The organism is Streptomyces sp. NPDC050997 (assembly GCF_040660135.1).
GTDB lineage: Bacteria > Actinomycetota > Actinomycetes > Streptomycetales > Streptomycetaceae > Streptomyces.
In genome coordinates this window covers 452406-472616 of record NZ_JBFAGK010000003.1, presented here as the reverse complement: position 1 = coordinate 472616, position 20211 = coordinate 452406, and the positions used below count along the sequence as shown (strand labels likewise).

At 69.1% G+C, this 20211-nt stretch carries 18 protein-coding genes and 1 pseudogene; 6 read left to right on the top strand and 13 right to left on the bottom strand.

What is annotated here, in order from left to right:
• Window positions 1-312: 312 nt before the first annotated feature.
• From AB0H86_RS08735 to AB0H86_RS08725, 3 genes are all read left to right on the top strand, one after another.
• The gene (locus AB0H86_RS08735) at window positions 313-1188 is read left to right on the top strand and encodes a TNT domain-containing protein (protein ID WP_362434679.1); all 876 of its coding nucleotides are present in this window, start codon (window positions 313-315) and stop codon (window positions 1186-1188) included.
• Window positions 1189-1224: 36 nt separating this feature from the next.
• Window positions 1225-1641, top strand: coding sequence for a hypothetical protein (locus tag AB0H86_RS08730; RefSeq protein WP_362434677.1), 417 nt, complete (start codon window positions 1225-1227; stop codon window positions 1639-1641).
• Between the two features lie 628 nt (window positions 1642-2269).
• Complete coding sequence (locus AB0H86_RS08725; RefSeq protein ID WP_362434675.1) at window positions 2270-2743, top strand: hypothetical protein; 474 nt, start codon at window positions 2270-2272, stop codon at window positions 2741-2743.
• Window positions 2744-2944: 201 nt separating this feature from the next.
• Here the strand turns inward: AB0H86_RS08725 and AB0H86_RS08720 are convergent, their stop codons facing one another.
• The 7 genes and pseudogenes from AB0H86_RS08720 to AB0H86_RS08690 form a co-directional block, all read right to left on the bottom strand.
• Window positions 2945-3682, bottom strand: a complete 738-nt coding sequence (locus AB0H86_RS08720; RefSeq protein ID WP_362434673.1) for an HAD-IA family hydrolase — start codon at window positions 3680-3682, stop codon at window positions 2945-2947.
• Complete coding sequence (locus tag AB0H86_RS08715; RefSeq protein ID WP_362434671.1) at window positions 3679-4485, bottom strand: DeoR/GlpR family DNA-binding transcription regulator; 807 nt, start codon at window positions 4483-4485, stop codon at window positions 3679-3681. The genes AB0H86_RS08720 and AB0H86_RS08715 overlap by 4 nt, the downstream gene beginning before the upstream one ends.
• Window positions 4486-4613: 128 nt before the next feature.
• Entirely contained in the window at window positions 4614-5648 is a 1035-nt protein-coding gene (locus tag AB0H86_RS08710; RefSeq protein WP_362434668.1) for an alcohol dehydrogenase catalytic domain-containing protein, read from the bottom strand.
• Window positions 5649-5677: 29 nt separating this feature from the next.
• Window positions 5678-6413: pseudogene (locus AB0H86_RS08705) on the bottom strand (alcohol dehydrogenase catalytic domain-containing protein).
• Window positions 6410-7291 carry a carbohydrate ABC transporter permease gene (locus tag AB0H86_RS08700; protein ID WP_362434666.1) on the bottom strand — a complete coding sequence of 294 codons (882 nt, stop codon included), beginning with the start codon at window positions 7289-7291 and terminating at the stop codon, window positions 6410-6412. The pseudogene AB0H86_RS08705 and the gene AB0H86_RS08700 overlap by 4 nt, the downstream one beginning before the upstream one ends.
• Window positions 7288-8247 carry a sugar ABC transporter permease gene (locus AB0H86_RS08695; RefSeq protein ID WP_362434664.1) on the bottom strand — a complete coding sequence of 320 codons (960 nt, stop codon included), beginning with the start codon at window positions 8245-8247 and terminating at the stop codon, window positions 7288-7290. The genes AB0H86_RS08700 and AB0H86_RS08695 overlap by 4 nt, the downstream gene beginning before the upstream one ends.
• 82 nt (window positions 8248-8329) lie before the next feature.
• The gene (locus AB0H86_RS08690; RefSeq protein ID WP_362434661.1) at window positions 8330-9670 is read right to left on the bottom strand and encodes a sugar ABC transporter substrate-binding protein; all 1341 of its coding nucleotides are present in this window, start codon (window positions 9668-9670) and stop codon (window positions 8330-8332) included.
• A gap of 373 nt (window positions 9671-10043) precedes the next feature.
• On the opposite strand from AB0H86_RS08690, the gene AB0H86_RS08685 reads away from it, so the two are divergent.
• Entirely contained in the window at window positions 10044-10478 is a 435-nt protein-coding gene (locus AB0H86_RS08685) for a transposase (RefSeq protein ID WP_362434659.1), read from the top strand.
• Between the two features lie 428 nt (window positions 10479-10906).
• Here the strand turns inward: AB0H86_RS08685 and AB0H86_RS08680 are convergent, their stop codons facing one another.
• From AB0H86_RS08680 to AB0H86_RS08655, 6 genes are all read right to left on the bottom strand, one after another.
• Complete coding sequence (locus AB0H86_RS08680; RefSeq protein ID WP_362434657.1) at window positions 10907-11920, bottom strand: formylglycine-generating enzyme family protein; 1014 nt, start codon at window positions 11918-11920, stop codon at window positions 10907-10909.
• Window positions 11917-13455, bottom strand: a complete 1539-nt coding sequence (locus AB0H86_RS08675) for a sulfatase-like hydrolase/transferase (RefSeq protein WP_362435256.1) — start codon at window positions 13453-13455, stop codon at window positions 11917-11919. Before AB0H86_RS08675 ends, AB0H86_RS08680 begins: the two co-directional genes overlap by 4 nt.
• 94 nt (window positions 13456-13549) lie before the next feature.
• Window positions 13550-14533 (bottom strand): aliphatic sulfonate ABC transporter substrate-binding protein, encoded by a 984-nt coding sequence (locus AB0H86_RS08670; protein WP_362434655.1) that lies wholly within the window; start codon window positions 14531-14533, stop codon window positions 13550-13552.
• 56 nt (window positions 14534-14589) lie between these two features.
• On the bottom strand, window positions 14590-15369 hold the full coding sequence (locus tag AB0H86_RS08665) for an ABC transporter ATP-binding protein (RefSeq protein ID WP_362434653.1): 780 nt from the start codon (window positions 15367-15369) through the stop codon (window positions 14590-14592).
• Entirely contained in the window at window positions 15366-16181 is an 816-nt protein-coding gene (locus AB0H86_RS08660; protein ID WP_362434651.1) for an ABC transporter permease, read from the bottom strand. Before AB0H86_RS08660 ends, AB0H86_RS08665 begins: the two co-directional genes overlap by 4 nt.
• Before the next feature lie 19 nt (window positions 16182-16200).
• Window positions 16201-17442 (bottom strand): ROK family transcriptional regulator, encoded by a 1242-nt coding sequence (locus AB0H86_RS08655; RefSeq protein WP_362435253.1) that lies wholly within the window; start codon window positions 17440-17442, stop codon window positions 16201-16203.
• A 294-nt stretch (window positions 17443-17736) separates the two neighbouring features.
• Here AB0H86_RS08655 and AB0H86_RS08650 point away from each other — a divergent pair, with 294 nt between their 5' ends.
• Together AB0H86_RS08650 and AB0H86_RS08645 are read left to right on the top strand one after the other, a co-directional pair.
• Window positions 17737-19059 (top strand): family 43 glycosylhydrolase, encoded by a 1323-nt coding sequence (locus AB0H86_RS08650; protein WP_362434649.1) that lies wholly within the window; start codon window positions 17737-17739, stop codon window positions 19057-19059.
• A gap of 174 nt (window positions 19060-19233) precedes the next feature.
• Complete coding sequence (locus AB0H86_RS08645; protein ID WP_362434646.1) at window positions 19234-19854, top strand: DUF6461 domain-containing protein; 621 nt, start codon at window positions 19234-19236, stop codon at window positions 19852-19854.
• Window positions 19855-20211 lie beyond the last annotated feature (357 nt).

Here is a 20211-nt window from a genome sequence, read left to right as displayed (position 1 = left end):
GGCGGACCGCCAGCCGAGCCCCCGGCCTTCCGGCCGGAAACTTCCGCGATCCGGGTCAGCGGCACCAGCACACCGCAGCGGATCCGGATGCTGAGCACGTTGGGGCACCGCTCGACCGCGGTGGCGCTGGGGCGACCCGCGTAGCTGGCGACAGCGGGGTAGGGAGCGTGCCCGGCTCGGGTCCGTTGGCTGATGGGTGGTGTGCGGCCGCTCCATGTGATGCCGGGCCGCCGCTGGCAATCGAGTGGCGGGTGCGCCCGTTCGGACCGCCCGTGTTGCTGTGCCTCGGCGGGGCTTCTGTGATGGGTCGGGGTGCTCCTGACGCCCTGTGAACTCGATCTTTCGGAGGTATCAGTGGCAATCCGTCGATGGAGTGCGAGCGTGGCCGCGACGGCCGGCCTTGCCGGTTCCCTTCTGCTCAGTGCTCCCCCGTCCGCTGCCGTGGACACGCAGACATCCACCGTCGATCGCTCCCTGACACCGGCGGTTCCCGCTCCGCCGGCGACGGGTGGCCGGGTGACCGACAAGGGCAAGCAGCGGCAACAGGACCTCCGGCCCGGAGCGGACGACCAGAAGACGCGCTGCCTGGGGCTGGTGCCGTCGCCCTACCCCTACGCACACACACAATTCGAGTGCAACGACTGGCGGTTCGGCCCGGCCAAGCTGCCGCGCACCGGGATCCTCGGCAACATCCTCAGCGGCTACGACCGGTTCGGCAGCCTCACCCCGGTGGAGTTCCTCAACACATGGTGGGACCCGATTGCCAACCGAGGGCAGGGAGACTGGAATTACTCGCTGGTTCCGGACGACGGCTTCGCCCACGACAGTAATGGGGATGTCATCGCGGCCGAGATCACCCTCAAGCCCGGCCAGCTCCTGGACCGCTTCGGCAATGAGTTCGGCAAGTTCCTCGCGCCGGCCGGTGCCAAGTACGGTGAACGCTCGATTCCGCCGTCCAATCTCAACACCCAGGACCCGCGGTACCCCTACGACTACCGCCTGTACCGGGTGAAGAAGGACACTCTCGTGTGTACCGGGCCTGTCGCCCCGGCGTTCGAGCAACCTGGCCTGGGCGTGCAGTACGTCACCTCGGTCTCGACCAAACAGACCAAGTACTGCCCACATGTGAAGTCCGATGCGACAGTGAACTCCCTGGTGTTCAGCCGCAACCTGGAGCGGGCGAACTGATCGCCGAAGGGCCGAGGGCAGGAGCAGGATCGGGACATGGACCGTCACCAGCTGTGCGAGGCGCTGAGCGCGGCCGGGGTCCCGGCAGGACTGTACGAGATCGCCGACTGCCCCGGCTCCCCCGGCGGCCCCAGGCCGGAGGACCGCCTCTACCTGGAGGAACAGGCGGGTGAGTGGGTGGTGGGCGTTCAACAGCGGGGCATGCGCACGGTGCTGGAGCGTTTCCCTGACGAGGACCGGGCCTGCCGTAGCCTCTACGCCGAGCTGACCGACAGCAGTTCGCCACCCTCGCCGCCCTCGCCGCTCACGCCCGAGGAGACCGAGGAGCTCCTGCACGACAGCGAGGGCATCCAGCGCCGTGCCCGCGAGCAGCTGGCGCGGGCGCTGGAAGCCGCCCGACAGCCACCGCAGGGCGATGCCGGACAGCATTCCCGAGGTGACCGAGGCCGCTGACCGCACGACGAGGGACGCGGCCCCGCTCATGACTGCGGCCCTTCGCCACGCGGACCGGCGTGGCGGACCTACGGGTGCGCTTGATTTTGCTGGTCTTGGTCTTGGTGTTGGTGAGCAATCGGACCCGGCCGGTCGGGTTGTGCAGTTGCGTCGCCTTGCCGGCGGCGGCGTCGGTGTGGCCGCCCACGAGGATGGTGCGCCCGCGATTCTCGTACCCGTCACAGGTGATGCACCAGAACATGCTGCGGCCGACGTACGGTTCCCAGCCGGGGGAGTGCGGGAAGTGGTCGAGCACGCCGGTAGTTGGTACGTCGACTCGCCCGTGCCATGCGTGGCCGCCCTGGGCGGTGTCTACGAACCGAGGGGTCGGGCCAGTCGGGCGTGGGATGGCCGCGGGACGGGCGTTCGCCGACAGCCTTGTGCGAGAGACGGTCCGCTCCTCCAGCACGTTCAGCGCGATCAGTACGACGGTGAGCGCCGTGAGCGAGGCCAGCGCCGAGCGCCGAGGACGGTTTCGGTATCGGTCGGTCCCTGAAACGGGCTGTCGCCATGCAACCCGCCCCGACCGTGGTGTCGGAGTCACAGCTGGTGCACCCCAGCCGCGCTGCGGAGCACCTTCGCTGGCCTGATGGACCACCGTGCTGAAACCCGCACGTTGCTCACCTCTCGGCGCGCCAGCATCACGCCCGATCAGGCCGGCCTGATCGGCGGCGAGCGTCGGGTGACCGGTCTGCGCAGGGGCGAGGTCGCGATGCTCGCCGGGGTCAGCGTCGAGTACTGCACCTGCATGGAACGCGGCGGCCAGGAACCTGCACGACCGCGAGTTGTCCAATTTCGTCGGGCCAGCTCGCCACCCGCAGCGACGCCTTCCGCACCCTGTGGGCCGACCACGAGAGTGCACGTCTATCAGGGCGGGTTGAAACGACTCCGGCACCCCGACGTCGGCGAGCTGGAACTGGCGCACGAGGTGATGGCGCTGCCCGGCAACGACGGTCTGACCGTGTGCACCTGCAGCGCCGAACCCGGGAGCAATCCCGAGGACGGCCTGAAGCTCCTGGAAGGCTTGTCCGCCACGGAGGTCGAGACCGGTGCGGATTCCTGATCACCCATTGCGGGTTCCGTCTCAGAGCCGGTCCCGGAAGTGGTGCACTCGCACACCGGGGTGCCACTCGAACGTCGAGGTCGCCAGGTGGAAGCCGTCGCCCACCCGCAGCTTGAGAACTCGGATTCTCCTCGATGAGGCGCGGAGCCAGGACGACTTGCTGCCTTGTCGGCTCTTGCGCCCGCTGAGGGGACGCGAGTGTCAGGTCACCAACCGCAGCACGTCCGCAAGGCCGCGCTCACCGGTGCGGTGTTCCGCCGGCAGGAGGTAGGAACGCAGGCCGCACGCGGTCGCGCCGCCGTCGCGGACCGGGTTGTCGCCGACCATGAGCGTGGCGCGGGGGTCGGTGCCGAGGCCGGCGCATGCTTTGAGGAACAGGTGCGGGTCGGGCTTTTCGCGGCCCTGCTCGTAGGAGATGACGCAGGTGTCGATCAAGGCGTCCAGCCCGTGGTGGGCCAGGTGGATGCGCAGGTCCCAGGCGAAGTCGCTGACTATGGCGATACGCAGCCCGCGTTCGCGCAGAGCGCGCAGGACCGGTTCGGTGTCGGGGTAGGGGACCCAGGCGTCCGGGGCGGTGAGTTCCCGGTAGGCCGCTTCCTCCGCTCCGCGCAGGAAGTCCACCTGCTCCCACCATCCGAGCATGGCGCGGTGGTGCCGCTCAGGGGAGAGGTCCCGGCCTTCCTGGAGGGCGACGACGGAGGGCAGCCGGAAGGCGGCGCGCAACTGGTCGGAGATCTCGGCCACCGCGCCGGGTTCGTCCAGCTCGGCGAGGCGGCCGCAGGCGGCACCGACCCGGCGCAGCCAGGTCTCCAGGTCGATCATCTGGAAGATGGTGTTGCTGAAGTCGAACAGTACGGCCTGGACCGGGAGCACGGGCGCGGCCATCTCGACGTCGGTGGGGTGGTAGGTGCTCGGTGTCTCGAACAGGGTGTGGATCACGGGGAGGGCTCTTCGGGTTCGACCGTCTCGACGAGGACTCCGAGGTCGCGTATGGCCGCGAGTTCCGCGTCGGGGGTTCCGGTATCGGTGATGACGGCGCCGTAGTCGGCGACGGTGCCGTACGCGTACGTGGCGGTCTTGCCGAACTTCGAGTGGTCCGCCAGGAGCAGTGTCTGTTCCGCGGAGGCGAGCATGGCCAGCTTCACCTCGACGTAGTCGTTCAGGGGATGGAAGAGCCGGCCTTCCAGGACGGCGGTGGCGGACATCAGGGCGAGGTCGGCCCGGATCCGGGACAGGGCGCGGGTGACCGTGGGTCCGGTGCAGGAGTTGAAGTCGCCGCGGTAGTTGCCGCCCAGCAGGGTGACGCTCACGCCGGGCGCGGACCCGAGGCGTTGCGCGAGGCCCACGGAGTTGGTGACGACGTGCAGTTGGTCCAGTCCGGCCAGCGCGGGGACCAGGGGGAACAGGGTCGTCGAGTCGTCCATGAGTATCGTGCTGCCGGGCCTGATCCGTTCGACGGCGGCCGCGCACAGCGCGTTCTTGGCCGCGAGCGCGCTGTTCTCACGGAAGCGGGTGGCCGTCTCCATGGTGAGGGCGGGGAAGGCGACGGCCCGGCCGCGTTCCTTGCGCAGGAGATGACGCCCGGCGAGGTCGTCCAGGTCTCGGTGCATCGTCATCAGACTGACGTCGAAGCGCCGGGCGAGGTCGTCGATGCGGGTCTCGCCGTGCTCGGCGACGTACTGCAGCACGGCCTGGCGCCGCTCCTCGACGGCGGCCTGCGACAGTCGCGTACGGGCGGTCACAGCGTTCCTTCCTTCCCCGTTGCTCCGGTCTCGCAGTTTCCCATACGGCCCTGACGTGGCCGGAGCCCGTACGGCGATGGCTGAGGCGTACGCGTACGGGCCCCGGCCTGTGCCCTGTGGCCGCGGGCCTACGGACTGTCCGCCGTGACCAGCACCTTGACCTGTTCGGGGTCGACGGACGCGGCGAAAGCCTTGGCGGCGTCCTCCAGCGGGTAGGTGGCGGTGACGATCTCGGCGGTGTCCACGGCGCCCGACGCCATCAGCGACATGGCGGTGCGGTAGTCCTCGCCGGTGTACATCAGGGTGCCCTCGATACGGATCTCCCGGTCCTGGACCAGGTCCAGACGGACCGGGGTCGGGCCGGCTGCGCCCACGCCCACCACGACGACGTGACCGCCCTTGGCCACCAGATCGGTGGCCTGCGCCATGGACCGCTCGCGGGCCACGCAGTCGAAGACGACGTCGGCCGGACCGCCGAGCGCGGCGTGCGCCTGCTCGACCAGATCGAGGGCGTCGGCGGGCAGGGCCATGTCGGCGCCGAGGCGCAACGCCCTCTCCCGCTTGCCGTCCAGCAGGTCGGTGACGACGATCCGGGCGGCGCCCGCGTGCTTGGCGGCGAGCAGGGTGAGCAGGCCGATGGGGCCGGCGCCGAGCACGGCGACCGTGCGTCCGGTGAGGTCGCCGGTCTTCGCCACCGCGTGCACCGGCGTGGACAGGGGCTCGACGAGGGCGGCCTCGATGTCGGTCATGCCGTCGGGGACGCGGTGGACGCGGTCGGCGGGGATGGTGAACCGGTCGGCCATGGCGCCGGGTGTCTGGCAGCCGAAGACCTTCAGTTCCTGGCAGATGTTGTAGCGGCCGGAGCGGCACTGGGGGCACCGGCCGCAGTACAGGTTGGGTTCGATGATCACCCGGTCGCCGGGGGCGAAGTTCTCGGCTCCCTTGCCCACTGCGGCGACGACGCCCACCGCCTCGTGCCCCGGGCGGTACGGCAGGTCGATGAAGGGATGGTGGCCGGCCGCCGCATGGGTGTCGGAGCCGCACACGCCGACGACCGTGGCGTGCACCAGGAGTTCGTCGTCCCCTGCTACGGGGGCGGGGACGTGCTCGATGGTGATGTCATCGAGGGAGCGGACGAGGACGCGGCGAATCTGCTCGGTCATGGTGGGGAAGTTCCGTTCGGTTCGGGCGTTCACGTGGTGGCGAGGCCGGTCTGGATCTGGATCTTGCGGCCGAGGCCCGCCTGGAAGCGGGCGATCGCGTCCGGGAACGTCGCCGGCTGGAGGCGGTCGCTGATGAAGACGTCCGGGTCGGTGACCCCGGTGGCGAAGAGGTCCGCGGTGCGTTCGAAGCGGTGCAGGACGGCCATGGAGCCGGTGATGGTGATCTCCTGGTGGTAGATCCGGTACGGCTCGAACGTGACGCGGGCGGTGGGCGAGGCGACACCGAACTGCGGGTACGTACCACCAGGTACGTACCACCCTTGCCGACCCGGCCCAGCGCGTCCTGGATGGCGCTCGTGTTGTCGGTGGCGTCGATGACCACGTCCCAGCCGTGCCGCGGCGGCGTCAGCCCGTCAGCGGACGCGGCGGACGCGGCGGACGCAGAGCACCCCAACTGCACGGCGGTGGCGAGCCGTTCGGCGTTGACCTCGACCAACTCGGCGGCGGCGCCGGGGCGGGTGACCCCGATGGCCGCGTACCGTTCGCACTCGGTCACCTCGCTCACCTCGGTACCGACCGCGACGACCTCTCCGGCGAACTCGTGGCCGGGGGCGACGGCAGGCTCGGGGCGTGCTCGCCGTGCAGGATGTGCGGGCCGGTGCCGCACAGCCCGGTCGCGGCGACCGGGATGACGACACCGCGGGGCCCAGGAACCGAGTCGTCGAGCTCCACCTTGCCCGGAGCGGTGATGACGGCGGCCCTCACTTCACGGCTCCCAGGGACAGGCCGCGCACCAGCTTGTCCTGGGCGGCGAAACCGGCGATGAGTACCGGCAGCGACACGAGCGTGGCCGCCGCGCACAGCCGGGCCAGGAACAGGCCCTCGTTGGTGATGAAGCCGACGAGGAACACCGGCGCGGTGGACGCCTGCGTGGCGGTGAGATTGACGGCGAACATGAACTCGTTCCAGCTGAAGATGAAGCAGATCAGCGAGGTGGCGGCGAGTCCTGGCATGGCGACCGGCGCGACGATCCGAAGCAGCACGGTGGGCAGTCCGGCGCCGTCGACCTCTGCTGCCTCCAAAATCTCCCTGGGCACCTCGGCGAGGAACGAGCGCATCATCCACACCGCGATCGGCAGGTTCATCGAGGTGTAGAGGAGGACGAGTGTCCAGACGTTGTCCAGCATGCCGATGTCCTTGACGATCATGTAGATCGGCAGCAGCGCCGCGATGAGCGGCAGGAACTTCGTCGACAGGAAGAAGAACATCACATCGGTCCACTTCTCGACCGGCTTGATGGACAGCGCGTACGCCGCCGGCACCGCCAGGAGGAGGACCAGCAGGGTGGAGAAGATGCTGGCCATAGACGAGTTGAGCAGGCAGGGGGTGATATCACGCTCCAGCAGGAGCGAGTACTGGTCCAGGGTGAACGGCGCCAGCAGGCTGGGTGGGTTGGTCGCCGCGTCGGCCTCCTGGTGGAAGGACGTGAGCACCATCCAGGCGACCGGGGCGAAGAAGGCCAGGGTGGCCAGCCAGGCGACGAAGGTCCACAGCGGGGACAGGCGCGGCGCCTGCCCGGGGTCCTCGGTGTTTGCGCGGCGACGGAGTATCCGTCCGACGAGGGGGGTTGCCTGGGCGCTCATCGGGACGCCTCCTCACGGAACAGGGAGGCGACGACCCGCAGGGCGAACGTGGCGATGACGATCGAGCCGATCACCACGACGACACCCGCAGCCGCGGCCTGGCCGTATTCGAACTTGCGGAACATGGTCAGGTAGATCTCGTAGGGCAGGTTGGTGGTCTGGGAACCGGGCCCGCCCTGGGTGATGGTGAAGACCGCGTCGAAGGTCTGCACCACGAAGATGGAGCCCAGTACGACGCCCAGTTCGATGTACTGCCGCAGGTGCGGCAGCGTGAGGTGTCGGAAGGTCTGCAGTGCGGAGGCCCCGTCGACCTTGGCGGCCTCCAGGACGTCGCCCGGCTGGGCCTGCAGACCGGCCAGCAGGATGAGCATCATGAACGGCGTCCACTGCCACACCAGCGCGATCACCAGGGCCGGCATCGGGAAGTTCGACACCCAGTCGACCGTGGGGCCGTTCTCGGCCCCGAACAACCGGTACACGGCGTTCAGGGTGCCGTTGAGGAGCCCGTAGTCGGGGTTGTAGAGGGCGTGCTTCCACAGCAGCGCCCCGGCCACCGGCATCACCAGGAACGGCGCGATGAGCAGGGTGCGTGCCAGGCCCCGGCCGAGGAAGCGGCGGTCCAGCAGCAGGGCCAGGCCCAGTCCGAAGAGCACGCTGAGGACGACCACGGACGCGGTGAGCACGGCGGTGTTGAGCACCGCGTGGCGCAGCCGTTCGTCGGTGAAGACGAACGTGTAGTTGGACAGGCCGGCGAAGTGACGGTCGTCCGGCCGCAGGATGTTCCACTGGAACGTCGAGATGACCAGGGTGGCCACGAACGGCAGCTGTGTGACGATGATGGTGAAGACCAGCGCCGGCAGCAGTGGGATGCGCCGCCGCCACTTGCTGTTGCCCGAGGACTTCCGGGTACGGGCGGGTGGGGGCGCTGTCTTGGGGGGAGCGGTGAGCGTGGTCATGGACTTTCCTCCGCCAGTGACGGCCGGGTAGGGGGAAGCGGTGCCCTGCCGAGGGGAGAGCCGGCCGGGCGGTTCGCGGGGATCACCGGTAGTTCTTGGCGACGTCCTCCGCGAGCTTCTGGCCGTCGTTCAGCGCCTTGTCCACGCTGGTCTTGCCGACGATGGCGGCGGAGATCTCCTGGGTCACCTTGGTGCCGAGGTCCTGGAACTCGGGGACCGCGACGTACTGGATGCCCACGGTGGGCCGCGGCTGCACGCCTGGGTTGGCCGGGTCGGCCTGCTCGATGGACTTCAGGGTGATGTCGCCGAAGGAGCCGGCGGCCTTCTTGTACTCGGGGATCTCGTAGGTGCTGGCCCGCTTGCCCGCGGGCACCCGTGCCCAGCCGAGCTTCTCGCCGACGAGCTTCTCGTACTTCTTGCTGGACGCCCAGAGCATGAACTTCGAGGCGTCGTCAGCCTTCTTGGTGGTCTTGGGCATCGCCCACGACCAGGCCCAGAGCCAACCGCTGTTCTTCGTCTTCTCCACGGGTGCGTACGCGTAACCGATCTTGCCGGCGGCCTTGCTGGTGCTGGGGTCCTCCAACGCGCCGGCCGCGGCGGTGGCGTCGTACCACATGGCGACCTTGCCCTGGCTCATCGCGTTCAGGCACTCGGTGTACCCGGCCTGCGCCGCGCCCGCCTCACCGTGCTCGCGTACCAGGTCGACGTAGAACTTCGTGGCGTCCTTGAAGCCGCCGCTGTTGACCTGCGCCTTCCAGTCCTTGGTGAACCAGGTGCCGCCGAAGGTGTTGACCACGCTCGTCAGCGGCGCACCGAGCTCGCCCCAGCCGGGCAGGCCGCGCAGGCAGATGCCCTTCATGCCGGGCTGTGCGCCGTCGGCCTTGGCCGCGAGGTCGGCCACCTGCTGCCAGGTGGGGTGCTCGGGCATCTCCAGGCCCTTCTCGGCGAAGACGTCCTTGCGGTACATGAGGAAGGACGACTCGCCGTAGAACGGCAGGGCGTAGAGCTTGCCGTCCGAGCCGGACACCGATTGCACCACCGGCCCCAGCAGGTCGGCCTTGTCGAAGCTGGAGTCCTTGTCGGCGTAGGAGCCGAGCTCGTGCAGCCAGCCGTTCTTCTCCCAGATGGGTACTTCGTAGGCACCGATGGTGGCGACGTCGTACTGGCCGGCCTGGGTGGCGATGTCCTGGGTGACCTTGTCGCGCAGTTCGTTCTCGGGAAGGATCGTGAAGTTCACCTTGATCCCGGTGTCCTTCGTGAACGTGTCCTTCGTGATCTTCGCGATGTCCTCCATCTGCGGGTTGCCGACCATCAGCACGTTGATGCTCTTGCCTCCGTCCGACCCGCCGGCTCCGGAACAGGCGGTGGCGAGCAGGGCGGTGGCCGCGGCGCCGGCTATGAGGGCGTATCTGGTCGAGCGCATGACGGGGGACCTCTCGTACAGGTGGTTCGGAAACGGCGTAGGGGGCTCCCACGGCGGCTCCGCTCGTCGGGAGCAGCCGCTCGACGGGTTTGTCGGGACCTCGATCGAGGCTCGGCCGGGAGGGGTGTGGATGCGGCCCTGGGGTGTCGGGCGCGATGTCGATGGCGAAATTATTATCAGCAGACTGCGTCATTGTTAACACATCTTGCGATAAAAGTTTCACGGACTTATCGTCAGAGCCTCTCGGGTGGAGCTGCGAGATGTCCTGGCTCCTCCAGCTTCGAACCGTCGCGGCAGCGGCAAATGGCCAGGTCACGGGTGGTGTACCGAGCAGCTCCGGCCTACGTCCATGGCGTCCCGGAGGAGGGCATGAGTGCGGACCCGCGCAGCTCGGCAGCCGCAAACCCGCCGCCGTCACGATGTCGCCGCCCATCTCGGGCTGCTCTCCGAGCGGGGAGCGGTCGCCGGCGTGGTGAAGGCGAGTGTCGACCTGGGCCAGGTCAGCCGGGGCTGGCACGGCCCCTACCCGACTTCCTCGCCCACCGCCGCACCGCTGATCGTGGCCCGGTTCACCAAGAGTCAGTGCCGCCCACGAGGACTCCGCGACCTGCAACTCCGCGTTCGCGCCGAGCAGCAGACACCCGACTGGAAGACCCGCTACGCGGTCCGATCCGGAGTCGAGGGCACCATCAACGAGTTCGCCCACGGACACGGAATGCGCCACTGCCGCTACCGAGGACAGCCGAAAGCCCATCTGCAACACGTACTCACGGCCATCGCCGTGGGACTCGAACGACTCAGCGGCTAGTAACTGACCGAGGAACCCTCTTCGCCGAGACCACCGACCGCCTTCCAGACCTTCCTGGACCAGAACGAGATCCCCCGGTCAAAGTCTTGGCGAGCCCTCGGTAGCTGAGCCCGACCATCCAAGATCCCTGACTGTGAGGATGTGGGAGGCACCGCTCGAGGGTCTGACCCGATCCCCGAGTCGCCTCCCGGAGGCGGAGGAAGGGCCGACACCTCCAGCCTCGTGCGACCACATGCGACCACCACGCTCCCTCCCGCCGACCGGCGCGTTTCCCTTGGCTGCGCGCCAAGGGCGGAGGATCGGTGGAGTTGTCCGCCGTTGGCAACCCCACATATTCGTCGTGATGTTGGCGGCGCGGGCGGCCCTGACGAAGTCCTTGCGGTGGAATTCGGCGTGCTGGATGAGGGGGTTTCGGAACCATCCACCGATCAGTTGGGGCCAGGCTGCGGGGCAGCGATCGGCAAGGGTCCGAGGCTGCTGACCGGGGTGGGGTAGGCGACTCGGAAGCCGAGGTTGCCCGTCGTGCTGTCGGCGGTGTTGGCCGTGCGGGCGGCGACGCGGTAGCGGTTGCAGTACGAGTCGTGGCACAGGTACGAGCCTCCGCGCATGACGCGCAGCTCCGGGGACTTGGTGTCCCACGGGTCGGCGCACCACTCCCACACGTTTCCGCAGACGTTGTGGAGACCGTAGGCGTTCGGCGGGAAGGCGTGGACGGGCGCGGTGCCGGTGTAGCCGTCCTCGGCGGTGTTCTTGGTGGGGAAGGTGCCCTGCCAGATGTGGCAGCGGTGCTCGCCGTCGGGGGTGAGTTCGTCGCCCCATGGGTAGCGGGCCTGGTCGAGGCCGCCGCGGGCGGCGTACTCCCACTCGGTCTCGTTGGGCAGCCGTCCTCCCGCCCACTCGGCGAACGCCTTGGCGTCGGACCAGCCGACGTGGGTGACCGGATGGTCCCAGCGGCCTTCGAGGTCGCTGCCGGGTCCCTCCGGGGTGCGCCAAGTGGCTCCCTGAACTCCGCACCACCACGGGGTGGCGTCGGGGCGGGGGGAGACGCGTCTCAAGTCGCCTGGCAGGAAGCGGGCGAAGACGAAGCTCCAGCCGTGGCGCTCGGCCTCGGTGCGGTGCCCGGTGTCCGTGACGAAGGCGGCGAAGCGGGCGGTGGTAACGGCGTAGGCGTCGATGGCGAACGCGTCCACGGCCACCTCACGGATGGGGCCCTCCCGGTCGCCGGGGTTCGCGTCCGCGTCCTCGGTGCCCATACGGAAGGTTCCGCCGGGCAGGGCGACACGGGTGTCGTAGCCGAGCGGCCGGGTGCGGGCGGCGGGCGGCGCGGGTACGAGGGTGAGCCGCCCCGCGCCGACGGCATCGGCGCCGACGGCATCGGCGCCGGCGCGGGAGGGGGCGCAGCAGGAGGGATGGGCCCGGCCTGCGCTCGGTGGGCTGCTCATCGCGTACTGCCGACCGCCGTCGAGGCATCCGTACCGCCGACCGCCGTCGAGGAGCCCGCGCCGTCGGCCTTCTCCGTCTCGAACGACGACAGGGTGGTGTCGTGGTCGGTCGGCACGTCGTACATGGGTGTCATCCAGTGGAAGAAGTTGTCGCCGCGGTCCCGTAGCAGGCGGTACAGGCGGTGCATCAACTGTGTGCGCACATACCGGAGTTCGGGGTGGTCGTAGCGGTTGAGGAGCTCGTCCGGGTCGGTCTGCAGGTCGTACAGCTCGTTGCGCGACTCGGGGTTGACGACCAGCTTGTGGCGCCGGGTGCGCAGCATGCGCTGCGGGTACGGGAAGTGGTGGCCGTGGTACTCGGCCAGGTGGTGCTCGTCCCAGGCCGGCCGTTCGCCGCGGGCAAGGGGCAGCAGGCTGCGGCTGTCGACGGCCGGGGCGGGGTCGCTGCCGGCGAGTTCCAGGATGGTCGCCGTGTAGTCGGTGAGGGAGACGAACTCCTCGCGCACCTGGCCGGGTACGGCGCCCGGCACCCGCAGCAGCCCGGGGATGCGGTAGATGTCCTCGTACATGGCGGGGCCCTTGTCGTGCAGCCGGTGGGCGCCGGTGAACTCGCCGTGGTCGGCGGTGAAGCACACCGCGGTGCGCTCGTCCAGGCCCAACTCCCGTACGGCTTCGAGGATGCGGCCGATCTGCTCGTCGATGAGCGTGACGTACCCCCAGTAGACGGCGATGAGTTTGCGGCTGTCCTCGATCGGCATGGTGTCGAATGCCCACAGCTTGCTGTAGTTGCTCTGCACCGGTGGCTTGCCCGCGAAGGTCTCGCCGATGGAGGCCGGTAGCTCCACCAGGTCCGGGTCGTACAGGTCGAAGTACTCGTCGGGGAGGATGTACGGCAGGTGCGGGCCGAAGAAGTGGGTGGCGAGGAAGAACGGCACACCCTCCCCGGCCTGCTCGTTCCCGGCGAAGCGGCGGAGCATCTCGATGGCGCGGGTCGCCAGGTAGTACTCGAAGGTGGCCTCGACGGGCTGGTGCAGCCGGGCCGCGAGAAGGTTGCCGGGGCTGCCGTTGGGGGTCGTGCCGCGCATCCGGCCGCTGATGGCGTACTCGGGAAGGCCGTTCTCCCTGAGGTAGGCCAGGTAGTCGGGGTGATCGACGGGGTTGTGCCAGCCGGCGAGGTCCGGGCCCTGGAAGCCGTAGTCGGCGGCGGTGCGCCGGACGCCGCCGTGCCACTTGCCCAGGAGACCCAGGTTGTAGCCCTCGCCGCGCAGTTGCTCGGCGAACGTGAACTGGCCGTCGGCCAGGTCCTCCAAGTACCCCACGTTGCGCTCGTAGTTGGCGAGCAGCTTGTGCCGGAAGGGTGCCGCGCCGGTCAGCAGGCTGGCCCGGGCCGGAGTGCAGATGGCGGTCGGCGTGTAGCAGCTGTCGAAGCGGGTGCCCTGTGCGGCGAGCCGGTCCAGATTGGGGGTGCGCACGTGCGGGTTGCCGTAGGCGCCGAGGGTGTCGACGCGGTGCTGGTCGGTCATCAGAAAGAGCATGTTGTGGCGCACGGCGGTGCCTTTCGAGTCGTACGGGCGTATCGAATTGCCTGGCGAGCAGTAAGGACGCCGTCCCGAAGGACGCTTTCGCCCCCTACTCGCCCCGCGCCTTCTCGTAGAGCTCGCCCGCGTAGTACTCACCCGGATCGGGGTTCTCGTCCAGCTGCTTGTTGCGTACGAAGAAGTCACCAAGTGTCTTCAGCCACTTGTCCACTTCACCGCTCTTCGACTTGGCGACCAGGTCTGCGGTGGAGAGGGTCTGGACGTGGGAGGCGTCGGCCTTCGTCTGGGCTTCGGAGACCTCCAGCAGCTTCGCGGTCAGCGCGATGGTCTCGTCGGGGTGAGCCTGGCGCCAGTCGTTGGCCTGCTGCAGTACCTTGACCACCTTGCTGTTCTTCTCTTCCGGCACCTTGTTGCCGGCGACGAACGCGGTGGGGAAGAAATCCCCGGTGTCCTTGGTGCTGGCGACCTCCACCAGGTCCGGCACCTTCTTCTTGATGGTGTCGATGGCCGGATAGAAGAAGCCGGCGCCGTCGATCTTCCCGGAGGAGAAGGCGGAGACGATCGTGGACGGATCCATGTTGACCTTGGCGATGTCCTTGTCGGTCATCCCGGCCTCCGCCAGCGCGATGTTGAGGATCATGTCGCCGGAAGTGCCCTCGGGCACGCCGATCTTCTTGCCCTTGAGGTCTTTCATGGACTTCATCCCGGGCTGGCCTATGACCCGGTCCGCGTACGTGAGCGTATTGATGGCGATGATCTTGGACTGGCCGGAGGCGGGCAGCCATACGGCACCGGGGCCGATGTAGCCGTAGTCGAGGTCGCCGGCACTGAGCGCCTGGATCTGCACCGGGCCGTTGTTGAACGCCTTCGCCTCCGCGGTCAGCCCGGCCTTCTTCCACAGCCCCTGCTTCTCGGCGATCGCCAGCAGGCTGGCCCCGTTGTAGTCACCGATGTAGCCGAACCTGACCGTGGAGTCGTCGCCGGACCCGCTCCCGGAACACGAACTCACGGACAGTGACATCATGAATACGGCGGGAAGTGTCGTGAGGGCGCGTCTGACCGTGCTTCGGTACATGGTGGATGGATCCTCTCGGTGCGGTACGAGGGTGAGTGGCGGAAGCCGGCGGGCGGTTATGCGGCCGAGGTGGCTTCGTCCTGGTGGTAGACGGACGTCCAGACTTCGTTGCGGATGCGGCGGAACTCCGCGGACAGCCGTATCTCCTCCGTACGCGGATAGGGCAGGTCCACGTCGATGACGCGGTGGATGCGCCCGGGGCCCGCCGCCATGACAACGACACGGTTGGCCAGGTAGACGGCCTCGTCCACGTCATGGGTGATGAACAGCACGGTCCGCTTCTCCTGGCTCCAGGTCCGCAGCAGCTGGTCCTGCAACTGCACCCGGGTGAGCGCGTCGAGAGCGCCGAACGGCTCGTCCATCAGCAGCACTTGAGGGTCCACCGCGTACGCGCGGGCGATGGCGCAGCGCTGCTTCATGCCGCCGGACAGCGTCTTGGGCAGGGCGTCGGCGAACTCACCGAGTCCGACGAGGCCGATGGCCTCGTCCGCACGCCGCCTGCGCTCGTCGGCGGGTACGGCGGCGAGTCTGAGCCCGAACTCCACGTTCTGCCGCACGGTCAGCCAGGGGAACAGGGCGTACTGCTGGAAGATCACACCCCGGTCGGGGCCGGGACCCGACACCGGCTTCCCGTCGACCAGGACGCTGCCCGAGTCGGGCTCCTGCAGCCCCGCGGCCATGCTCATCAGCGTGGACTTGCCGCAGCCGGACGGCCCCACGACGGTGACGAACTCCTGGTCCGCGATGTCCAGGTCCACCCCGCCGAGTGCCGTGAAGGTGGCGCCCTTCAGCGGGAAGGTCTTCACCACGCCACGGAAACTGATCTTGCTGTTCATCGTCGCTCCTGCCAGCCGGTGAGGCGTCGCTCGGCCAGCAGCAACAGCCGGTCCATGACGAGCCCGAGCACTCCGATAGTGATCAGCGATACGAAGATCGCGTCCATGTCGAACCAGGTGGCCGCCTTCTGCATCCGGTAGCCCAACCCCTCCTGCGCACCGATGAGTTCGGCGGCGACCACGGTGGCCCAGGACGCGCCGAGACCGATCCGCATGCCGACGAGGATGAACGGGGTGGACGCCGGGACGACCACCTTGGCGAAGATGACGCGGTCCGAGGCGCCCAGCACCCGGGCGGCGTTGATCAGGGTCCTGTCCACGTCGACGACACCCTGGAAGGAGGCCACGACGCAGGCCATGAACGAGGCCAGACAGATCACGGCGATCTTCGGCACCTCACCGATACCGAGCAGCACCACGGCCAGCGGGATCAGTGCCAGCGGCGGGATGGTGCGGAAGAACTGGATGTACGGCTCGACCATGGCGCGCACCGTCGGGTACCAGCCCATGAGGAAGCCGACCGGGACTGCCACGACCACGCCGAGGGCGTAGCCGATGAAGACCCGGCGCAGGCTGGCGAACGTATCGGACGCCAGCGTGCCGTCGGCGATCATGGTGCCCGCCTTGCGCGCCACCGCCGCCGGTGTGGGCAGGTTCTCGACCAGTCCAAGGGCGGCCACGACGGCCCACACGGCGACACCCGCCGCGAGCGCCAGTCCGCCAAGGACCAGCGGTCGGACGGTACGGCGCGGTTGCTGCCGCTGCCGCTGCGCAGGGGCAGCGGTCTTGTCGAGAGGCGTGATCACAGCCATGGGTTCCTCACTGGTGGCCTCATGCGTTCTCCTCGGAGACGGGCTGCGGGTAGTGGGTGAGCAGCGGGGTTTCATGGAGTACGAGGGCGATGCCACCCAGGGCGCTGCCGACCTCGCCGAGCGTGGCGCGCCGTACGTCCACGTGGTGGCGGGCGAGCGGCATCAGGTGCTGCCGCAGGGCCCGTTCGACCGGTTCGAGCAGGGCATCGCCGGCCTGCGCCAGCTCGCCGCCGACGACGATGACGCCCGGGCCGACGGCGTGACAGATCGCGGCCAGTACGCCGCCGACCTCACTGCCGACGCGGGCAAGGACCTCAAGGGCGGGCGGGTCGGCTGCCGTTGCGGCGTCCAGGAACCGCGCGGGGCTGTCCGCCCTGCCGCCCGCCGCCCGGTAGCGGCGCAGTACCGCATCGAGTGAGGCGAGGGTCTCCAGGCAGCCGGTCCCGCCGCACTCGCACCGCTCGCCTGCCGGGTCCACGGTGATGTGTCCGAACTCGCCGGACAGTCCGTGCCTGCCCCGGTGCAGTGCGCCGCCCACGACGAGTCCGCCGCCCACGCCGTGCGACAGCCTCAGGTAGAGCACGTCGCTGCTGTTCGCCGCCGCGCCCCACACTGCTTCGGCGAGCGCGGCGAGGCGGGTGTTGTTGTCGAGCAGCACCGGCACCCCGAACCGCTCGCGCAGCAGGTCCGGCAGACCGTCGATGCCCTGCGCGTGGGCACTCTCGCTGCCGGGGTCGGTGGTCGGACCGACCACGCCGACGCCGATCGCACGGAGCGCGCCGAGATGGACGGCCTGCGCCCGCCCTGAGCCGCCGGCCCTCGATTCCCCCTGCGCACCGGTCGTCAGCGAGTCGAGCAGTCGTACGGCGATGTCCACCCGCTCGGGCCAGGACAGGTCCGCCGTATGCCCCTCGCTGGCCGAACCGACCACTTCGTGGGCGAGGTTGACCGCGGCGACATGCACGGCACGGCGCGCGAAGTCGATGCCCACCGCCTCCCCGGCGGCCGGGTTGAGGCTGAGCTTTTCCACCGGGCGCCCCCGCTTGCGCGCCTCGATGTACGGCGTGCCGACGACCACCGCGCCACTGGTCACCAGGCCGGCGACTATGTCGTAGAGCGTGGTGCGGGAGAGCCCGCTGCGGGTGCCCAACTCGGCACGGCTCAGCGGACCGTACTTGCGGAGCAACTCGAGAACGGATTGCTCATGGCTGCGCCGGAGCCGTGTCAGCGGACCGTCGTGTGGGTGCATGCCGGACAGCATGTGAGCGCCGAATATTTTCGTCAATGAGTCGGATGAAATCACCTGGCCGCCTCCACCCTCCGGGGGTAGTCGGCCTCAACCCCTGTGACCTGGTATTACTTGCAAGATCCACGCCGTCGTCCGGGGTTGTAACGCTTCGGTAACGCACGGCCTTTGGTGTCGCCCCGGCCGAAACCACTCCCCGGAACGCCCGATCCGGATTAATTTTCCGGACTGTTGACGAAATCCAGCGGCCGTTCGCATCCTGTTCGTCATGCCGCCCCTCGGGCGGCCCGACGACGGAGGACATGGCTGATGACCGACAACACGAACCGGCCGCCCATCGGCCGGAGAGCCCTGCTGGCAGGCGCCGGCACCCTGGGAGTGTCAGCGGCGCTGCCCACAACCTCCGTACGAGCGGACCCGGCGACGCGACGCGTACAAGCCGCGGCACACCCGGCGAACTGGCCCGATCCCGAACCGTACGGCCTCGCCGACACCCGCCCGGACCTCTGGCCGCGCGACGACAACTCCTTCATTCTCCCGCTCGAACTGCGCCCCCGGGACAAGGAGCGCGGCGTGGTCTGGATGCGGGACACCTACGTCAACTGCTTTGTCGTCGGGGGCAGTCCGCTCTACGTCGCCACCGGCACCACCCGGGTGCCGGGCCTCGACGTGGCCGCCCCGTGGAACGACGGGATCTTCGTGTGGGTGTCCAGGTCGCTGCGCGGACCGTGGCGGCTGGCCGACACGACCGGAATCCGCCCGGGTGCCGCCAAGGGCAAGGTGTGGTCGCCCGAGTTCGTCGGCGAGAACCGGCCCGGGCGCACGGTCGTCGCCCCCTGGCAGCAGTACTGGCACGACGACGAGTTCGGCAAGCGCGGCCAGGTGTGGGCGCCGGAGGTGCACTACGTCCGCGGCCGCTGGTACATCGTCGCGTGCATGGGTGACCACTCCCGCAAGGTCGGCTCGTTCCTGCTGGTGAGCGAGGGCGGGGTCGCGGGACCGTACCGGCTGGCCAAGGGCAACCTCGCCAAGCCGTTCGGCGAAGCGCTCACCGGTGGGCCGGCGTTCATCGAGCCCGGCGCGTACCACCACATCGACGGCAGCATCTACGCCGAAGGCCACGATGCCTGGCTCGTGCTGCACAACGACCTGTACGCCAAGTTCCGTGCCGACATGGAGGACATCGTCCCCACCACGGACCTCCCGGAGTTCCGGCAGTCGCCCTACTCTCCGGAGCCGTACCTCGAAGGCGCGTACGTCTTCAAGCACGGCGGCAAGTACTACCTCCTCCAGGCCGCCTGGAACCGCTCGTCCGTCGCCCCGGACGGCAGCACGCACTACGCCTATGACCCGCCGGGCGCCGGCCGCACGCAATACCAGTACGACGCGGTCGTCGCCGTCGCGGACCGCTTCGAGGGCCCGTACTCCCGGCGGTGGACCGCGGGCGTCGGCGCGGGCCACAACAACTTCTTCACCGACCACGGGGGCGGCCTCTGGGCCACGTTCTTCCGCAACCCGAACGCCGGATACTGGTCCCACCCGTCCCGCATCGCGAACGCCGCCGTCCCGGGCGTCGTACGCCTGGAGTGGACGGGCCCGGAGGGCGATCGCCTCTACGTCCGGCGCAGGTAAGGCAGAGGGACAGGGGCTCGCACAAGTCAAGTCGGACTGTGACACGGCCATCGTGCACTCCCACCGCTTGAACTGGCGTTTTAGTAGGGAGAGTTGCACGGTGGCCTACCCCTTGTTCCGAACCCGGAACGGTTCTGGGCGGGCACTGTCAGTGGCGGCTGCCATTCTGAGCGCATGACCGACACAACTACCGCCGCCGACTACGCGTGGATCCGGGAGCAGGACCAGTACGAGGAGTACTGCGTCACGCTCGTCCAAGGGCTTACCCCCGAGGAACTGCTCCAGGCCCTCGGAGTCGAGTCCGGAATGCGGATCACCGGCGTGGACGGACTGATCAAGCCGTCACAGGACTCAGTGCTCCACCACCACCGGGAGTTCGCGGGGGCCACTTCCCTCGGTGGCTGGTCGCTGATGTTCGAGCCCGACGGCTATCTGGGCGCCACGGATGAGGTCATGCTCCCCCTCTCGCGTGGACGCACGGTGGTCTCGAACCACCACGGCATCGCTGGGGCGTGCCGCTTCTGCTGGTACCGCGACGGCGCCATACTCCTGGACTTCGACCAGCTCTTCCCCGACGACCGCGACGGCAGCCACCCGGATGGACTCCTCACCGAGATGCGGGAATCCGGCTTCGACCTCAGCGGGTCCGGCGACCTGGACTGCGGCGGACAGTTCCTCGCCGCCTTCGCCCTCGCCCACCGCATCACCGGCATACATCTGACGCCGGAGCTCTTCGCGTCCGCGGAGTTCATCGGCGGCCTCGGGCCTCGGCGCCCTTCTTTCTCCGTTCGCTGATCGAAGAGCTGCATCGGCGGGAGGCGGCCGCGCGGGGCGAAGCGGCCGGGCTCCGGCGTGAGATCGACGCGTTGAACGAACGTCTGGTGGGGGCCGAGGAGCGTCTGGCCCGGTGACCGCGGATGCGTCGCGGGTCGGGGTGGGGTGCTGACGGTGCCGCCGTGGCGCCCGGGTATCGCGGTGGCGGTGCTGCCAGCGGCGTATCAGGACCTTGTCGAGGTCCGGGCCTGGGCTTGTGCCCGAGGCCGCTGGCTTGTGCCCGAGGCCGCTGATCTGGTGATCGACGTCCCTCGGGCGACAGAGGACGAGCCTTTGTGGGCGGCGCGTCAGGCCGGGCTGTCTGCGCGCCCCGCTGGA

What these genes read in the sequence shown, in the direction of transcription:
- AB0H86_RS08730 (WP_362434677.1), top strand. Translation starts at nt 1,225, where the DNA reads ATGGACCGTCACCAGCTGTGCGAGGCGCTGAGCGCGGCCGGGGTCCCG.
- AB0H86_RS08725 (WP_362434675.1), top strand. Translation starts at nt 2,270, where the DNA reads ATGGACCACCGTGCTGAAACCCGCACGTTGCTCACCTCTCGGCGCGCC.
- AB0H86_RS08710 (WP_362434668.1), bottom strand. Translation starts at nt 5,648, where the DNA reads ATGACCGAGCAGATTCGCCGCGTCCTCGTCCGCTCCCTCGATGACATC.
- AB0H86_RS08700 (WP_362434666.1), bottom strand. Translation starts at nt 7,291, where the DNA reads ATGAGCGCCCAGGCAACCCCCCTCGTCGGACGGATACTCCGTCGCCGC.
- AB0H86_RS08695 (WP_362434664.1), bottom strand. Translation starts at nt 8,247, where the DNA reads ATGACCACGCTCACCGCTCCCCCCAAGACAGCGCCCCCACCCGCCCGT.
- AB0H86_RS08690 (WP_362434661.1), bottom strand. Translation starts at nt 9,670, where the DNA reads ATGCGCTCGACCAGATACGCCCTCATAGCCGGCGCCGCGGCCACCGCC.
- AB0H86_RS08680 (WP_362434657.1), bottom strand. Translation starts at nt 11,920, where the DNA reads ATGAGCAGCCCACCGAGCGCAGGCCGGGCCCATCCCTCCTGCTGCGCC.
- AB0H86_RS08675 (WP_362435256.1), bottom strand. Translation starts at nt 13,455, where the DNA reads ATGCTCTTTCTGATGACCGACCAGCACCGCGTCGACACCCTCGGCGCC.
- AB0H86_RS08670 (WP_362434655.1), bottom strand. Translation starts at nt 14,533, where the DNA reads ATGTACCGAAGCACGGTCAGACGCGCCCTCACGACACTTCCCGCCGTA.
- AB0H86_RS08665 (WP_362434653.1), bottom strand. Translation starts at nt 15,369, where the DNA reads ATGAACAGCAAGATCAGTTTCCGTGGCGTGGTGAAGACCTTCCCGCTG.
- AB0H86_RS08660 (WP_362434651.1), bottom strand. Translation starts at nt 16,181, where the DNA reads ATGGCTGTGATCACGCCTCTCGACAAGACCGCTGCCCCTGCGCAGCGG.
- AB0H86_RS08655 (WP_362435253.1), bottom strand. Translation starts at nt 17,442, where the DNA reads ATGCTGTCCGGCATGCACCCACACGACGGTCCGCTGACACGGCTCCGG.
- AB0H86_RS08650 (WP_362434649.1), top strand. Translation starts at nt 17,737, where the DNA reads ATGACCGACAACACGAACCGGCCGCCCATCGGCCGGAGAGCCCTGCTG.
- AB0H86_RS08645 (WP_362434646.1), top strand. Translation starts at nt 19,234, where the DNA reads ATGACCGACACAACTACCGCCGCCGACTACGCGTGGATCCGGGAGCAG.